The sequence below is a fragment of the Marinobacter sp. B-12 genome (assembly GCF_056857915.1).
The window spans coordinates 1-5,678 of record NZ_JBSXOB010000053.1 but is presented as its reverse complement, the minus strand read 5'-3'; the positions used below and the strand labels follow the sequence as shown (position 1 = coordinate 5,678).

The 5,678-nt window shown below is 54.0% G+C and carries 2 tRNA genes and 3 rRNA genes; all 5 read right to left on the bottom strand.

What is annotated here, in order from left to right:
• Positions 1-2: 2 nt before the first annotated feature.
• Positions 3-118, bottom strand: a 5S ribosomal RNA gene (gene rrf / locus AC13D2_RS10345).
• Positions 119-226: 108 nt separating this feature from the next.
• Positions 227-3,122, bottom strand: a 23S ribosomal RNA gene (locus tag AC13D2_RS10340).
• 359 nt (positions 3,123-3,481) lie between these two features.
• Positions 3,482-3,557: transfer RNA gene (locus AC13D2_RS10335), tRNA-Ala, on the bottom strand.
• 226 nt (positions 3,558-3,783) lie between these two features.
• Positions 3,784-3,860: transfer RNA gene (locus AC13D2_RS10330), tRNA-Ile, on the bottom strand.
• Positions 3,861-3,971: 111 nt separating this feature from the next.
• Positions 3,972-5,511: ribosomal RNA gene (locus AC13D2_RS10325) — 16S ribosomal RNA — on the bottom strand.
• Together the 16S, 23S and 5S rRNA genes with 2 tRNA genes alongside form the textbook arrangement of a ribosomal RNA operon.
• Between the last annotated feature and the right edge of the window lie 167 nt (positions 5,512-5,678).

Sequence of the window (5,678 nt, the reverse complement as noted above, 5' to 3'; positions counted from 1 at the left end):
GAGCCTGACGATGACCTACTCTCACATGGGCAGAAGCCACACTACCATCGGCGCTGGTCTGTTTCACGGCTGAGTTCGGGATGGGATCAGGTGGTTCCAGACCGCTATGGTCGTCAGGCAAAACGGTTGATCACTGGGTGGACGAGGTAGAACGGTGTGATGGTGATTTCATTTGAGCGTGGCTCTCGCCTGCTCTTGCGTCATCCGCAATTGTCTTGGGTGTTATATAGTCAAGCCGCACGAGCAATTAGTATCGGTTAGCTCAACGCCTCGCAGCGCTTACACACCCGACCTATCAACGTCCTGGTCTTGAACGGCTCTTCAGGGACCTCAAGGGTCCAGGGAGATCTCATCTTGGAAGGGGCTTCCCGCTTAGATGCTTTCAGCGGTTATCCTGTCCGAACATAGCTACCGGGCAATGCGTCTGGCGACACAACCCGAACACCAGCGGTTCGTCCACTCCGGTCCTCTCGTACTAGGAGCAGCTTTCCTCAAATCTCCAACGTCCACGGCAGATAGGGACCGAACTGTCTCACGACGTTCTAAACCCAGCTCGCGTACCACTTTAAATGGCGAACAGCCATACCCTTGGGACCGGCTTCAGCCCCAGGATGTGATGAGCCGACATCGAGGTGCCAAACACCGCCGTCGATGTGAACTCTTGGGCGGTATCAGCCTGTTATCCCCGGAGTACCTTTTATCCGTTGAGCGATGGCCCTTCCATACAGAACCACCGGATCACTATGACCTACTTTCGTACCTGCTCGACGTGTCTGTCTCGCAGTTAAGCGGGCTTGTGCCATTACACTAACCGCACGATGTCCGACCGTGCTTAGCCCACCTTTGTGCTCCTCCGTTACGCTTTGGGAGGAGACCGCCCCAGTCAAACTACCCACCACACAGTGTCCTCATCCCCGATCAGGGGACCAAGTTAGAACCTCAAACAGGTCAGGCTGGTATTTCAAGGTTGGCTCCACCATCACTGGCGTGATGGTTTCAAAGCCTCCCAGCTATCCTACACAAACATGCTCAAAGTTCACTGTGAAGCTATAGTAAAGGTTCACGGGGTCTTTCCGTCTAGCCGCGGATACACCGCATCTTCACGGCGATTTCAATTTCACTGAGTCTCGGGTAGAGACAGCGCCCCCATCGTTACGCCATTCGTGCAGGTCGGAACTTACCCGACAAGGAATTTCGCTACCTTAGGACCGTTATAGTTACGGCCGCCGTTTACCGGGGCTTCGATCAAGAGCTTCGCGCAAGCGCTAACCCCATCAATTAACCTTCCGGCACCGGGCAGGCGTCACACCGTATACGTCCACTTTCGTGTTAGCACAGTGCTGTGTTTTTAATAAACAGTCGCAGGGGCCTGGTATCTTCGACCGGCTTCTGCTCAACCCGCGAAGGGCGTCACATACCACCGGCGTGCCTTCTCCCGAAGTTACGGCACCATTTTGCCTAGTTCCTTTACCCGAGTTCTCTCAAGCGCCTTGGTATTCTCTACCTGACCACCTGTGTCGGTTTGGGGTACGGTCTCGAATCACCTGAAGCTTAGAAGATTTTCCTGGAAGCAGGGCATCAATGACTTCCCGCCCTAAAAGGGCAGTCGTCGTCGCGTCTCGGGATTGTGGACCCGGATTTGCCTAAGTCCACTCCCTACATGCTTAAACCGGGACAACCGTCGCCCGGCTCACCTAGCCTTCTCCGTCTCTCCATCGCAGTGATCCAAGGTACGGGAATATTAACCCGTTTCCCATCGATTACACCTTTCGGTCTCACCTTAGGGGCCGACTCACCCTGCGCCGATTAGCGTTGCGCAGGAAACCTTGGTCTTCCGGCGTGGGGGTTTTTCACCCCCATTGTCGTTACTCATGTCAGCATTCGCACTTCTGATACCTCCAGCATGCCTCTCGACACACCTTCGCAGGCTTACAGAACGCTCCCCTACCCCGTGCACTTGCGTGCACAGCCGCAGCTTCGGTAACCAGTTTGAGCCCCGTTACATCTTCCGCGCAGGCCGACTCGACTAGTGAGCTATTACGCTTTCTTTAAAGGATGGCTGCTTCTAAGCCAACCTCCTAGCTGTCTGAGCCTTCCCACATCGTTTCCCACTTAACTGGTATTTGGGGACCTTAGCTGGCGGTCTGGGTTGTTTCCCTCTTCACGATGGACGTTAGCACCCACCGTGTGTCTCCCGGATAGTACTCACAGGTATTCGGAGTTTGCATCGGGTTGGTAAGTCGGGATGACCCCCTAGCCGAAACAGTGCTCTACCCCCTGTGGTATTCGTCCGAGGCGCTACCTAAATAGCTTTCGGGGAGAACCAGCTATCTCCGGGCTTGATTAGCCTTTCACTCCGATCCACAAGTCATCCCCTGGCTTTTCAACGACAGTGGGTTCGGTCCTCCAGTTGATGTTACTCAACCTTCAACCTGCTCATGGATAGATCGCCCGGTTTCGGGTCTATGCCCAGCGACTAAATCGCCCTATTCAGACTCGGTTTCCCTACGGCTCCCCTAAACGGTTAACCTCGCCACTGAACATAAGTCGCTGACCCATTATACAAAAGGTACGCCGTCACGGAACAAGTCCGCTCCGACTGCTTGTACGCATACGGTTTCAGGATCTATTTCACTCCCCTCACAGGGGTTCTTTTCGCCTTTCCCTCACGGTACTGGTTCACTATCGGTCAGTCAGGAGTATTTAGCCTTGGAGGATGGTCCCCCCATGTTCAGACAGGATGTCTCGTGTCCCGTCCTACTCGATTTCACTGGACTCAGGTTTCGGATACGGGGCTATCACCCACTATGGCGGCTCTTTCCAGGGCCTTCTCCTACCAGTTGTCCAGCTTAAGGGCTGGTCCCCGTTCGCTCGCCGCTACTGAGGGAATCTCGGTTGATTTCTTTTCCTTCGGGTACTTAGATGTTTCAGTTCCCCGAGTTCGCCCCGTACGGCTATGTATTCACCGTACGGTACCGGTCCGAAGACCGGTGGGTTTCCCCATTCAGAGATGCCCGGATCACAGCTTGTTTGCCAGCTCCCCGAGCCTTATCGCAGGCTTCCACGTCTTTCATCGCCTCTGACTGCCAAGGCATCCACCGTATGCGCTTAGTTGCTTGACTATATAACCCCAAGACAACTGATCTGCGCCTCACGCTCAACAAGAACATCGTACCCACCGAAGTGGACACAACCCTCTCATTCAGAGATGAGATTCAGAGACAGTCGCTCGAAGCCATATACAACCACTTCAACGACAACACCGGATAACGCTTGAAATCGCTATCACATTAAACACGTTCTCTCGGAGATAATGAGAAAACGTATTCGTGTTCTATCTCGTCCAATTTGTTAAAGAGCAAATCTGACCCAGTGATCAGAAAGAAGGCCTTCAGCCACAACCCTTATTCGAGTCATAACACTGAAAAACTTGTTTCTGTACACTGACCGAAGCCAGGCATTCATCGATCGGTCCAGGTATTGGTGGAGCTGAGCGGGATCGAACCGCTGACCTCCTGCGTGCAAGGCAGGCGCTCTCCCAACTGAGCTACAGCCCCGGATTCTTGTCCAGCTTCCGTTACTCGGCGTTGCAACCCTCGCTCGCATCAGTCATGACCCATCGAGGGTCACTCCTTCACTCACTCACGCTGCGCCTTGATTAACGAAACCTGTCCGGCGCCTCCGCGATCGTCGCTACCGCTAGAATTATTCAGATCTAGGCGCGTCAAGGCGAAGCATACATTCAGTATGCGAGTCTTGGCGCAACGACGAGCTGGACAATTCTGGTGGGTCTGGGTGGACTTGAACCACCGACCTCACCCTTATCAGGGGTGCGCTCTAACCACCTGAGCTACAGACCCGGTTTTGCTTGTCCTCAAACAAGCCAAGTCGGGCCTGCATAGACCCTTTGCTCTCTTCTTAAGCCAACCAAGTAATTCGTGTGGACTCTGACCGAAGCGTTCGGCTTCGTTTAAGGAGGTGATCCAGCCGCAGGTTCCCCTACGGCTACCTTGTTACGACTTCACCCCAGTCATGAACCACACCGTGGTGATCGTCCTCCCGAAGGTTAGACTAACCACTTCTGGTGCAATCCACTCCCATGGTGTGACGGGCGGTGTGTACAAGGCCCGGGAACGTATTCACCGCGACATTCTGATTCGCGATTACTAGCGATTCCGACTTCACGGAGTCGAGTTGCAGACTCCGATCCGGACTACGATGCGTTTTGTGAGATTAGCTCCCCCTCGCGGGTTTGCAGCCCTCTGTACGCACCATTGTAGCACGTGTGTAGCCCTGGCCGTAAGGGCCATGATGACCTGACGTCATCCCCACCTTCCTCCGGTTTGTCACCGGCAGTCTCCCTAGAGTTCTCAGCCGAACTGCTAGCAACTAGGGATAGGGGTTGCGCTCGTTACGGGACTTAACCCAACATCTCACGACACGAGCTGACGACGGCCATGCAGCACCTGTGTCAGAGTTCCCGAAGGCACCAATCCATCTCTGGAAAGTTCTCTGCATGTCAAGGCCAGGTAAGGTTCTTCGCGTTGCGTCGAATTAAACCACATGCTCCACCGCTTGTGCGGGCCCCCGTCAATTCATTTGAGTTTTAACCTTGCGGCCGTACTCCCCAGGCGGTCAACTTAGTGCGTTAGCTGCGCCACTAAGACTTCAAGAGTCCCAACGGCTAGTTGACATCGTTTACAGCGTGGACTACCAGGGTATCTAATCCTGTTTGCTCCCCACGCTTTCGCACCTCAGTGTCAGTATTGGTCCAGAGTGCCGCCTTCGCCACTGGTGTTCCTTCCTATATCTACGCATTTCACCGCTACACAGGAAATTCCACACTCCTCTACCATACTCTAGCCTGACAGTTCGAAATGCCGTTCCCAGGTTGAGCCCGGGGCTTTCACATCTCGCTTATCAAACCACCTACGCGCGCTTTACGCCCAGTAATTCCGATTAACGCTTGCACCCTCCGTATTACCGCGGCTGCTGGCACGGAGTTAGCCGGTGCTTCTTCTGTGAGTAACGTCAAGCCTCACGAGTATTAGTCGTAAGGTTTTCCTCCTCACTGAAAGTGCTTTACAACCCGAAAGCCTTCTTCACACACGCGGCATGGCTGGATCAGGGTTGCCCCCATTGTCCAATATTCCCCACTGCTGCCTCCCGTAGGAGTTCGGGCCGTGTCTCAGTCCCGATGTGGCTGATCATCCTCTCAGACCAGCTACGGATCGTCGCCTTGGTAGGCTCTTACCCCACCAACTAGCTAATCCGACATAGGCACATCCAATAGCGCAAGGTCCGAAGATCCCCTGCTTTCCCCCAAAGGGCGTATGCGGTATTAATCCGGGTTTCCCCGGGCTATCCCCCACTACTGGGCAGTTTCCTATGCATTACTCACCCGTCCGCCGCTCGTCAGCGGGGAGCAAGCTCCCCCTGTTACCGCTCGACTTGCATGTGTTAAGCCTGCCGCCAGCGTTCAATCTGAGCCATGATCAAACTCTTCAGTTTAAATCATACAAGAATCCGAAGATCCTCTATTCTTGCTCAAGACAAAACTCAATTTCGACGAGTCACTGTCCTGATATTTCGTATCCGAAATACCTCGGCCAGCGCCCACACGAATTACTTGGTTAACTTTTTAAAGAGCGTTCGGGGCTTGCCCGATCAAGGTGGCG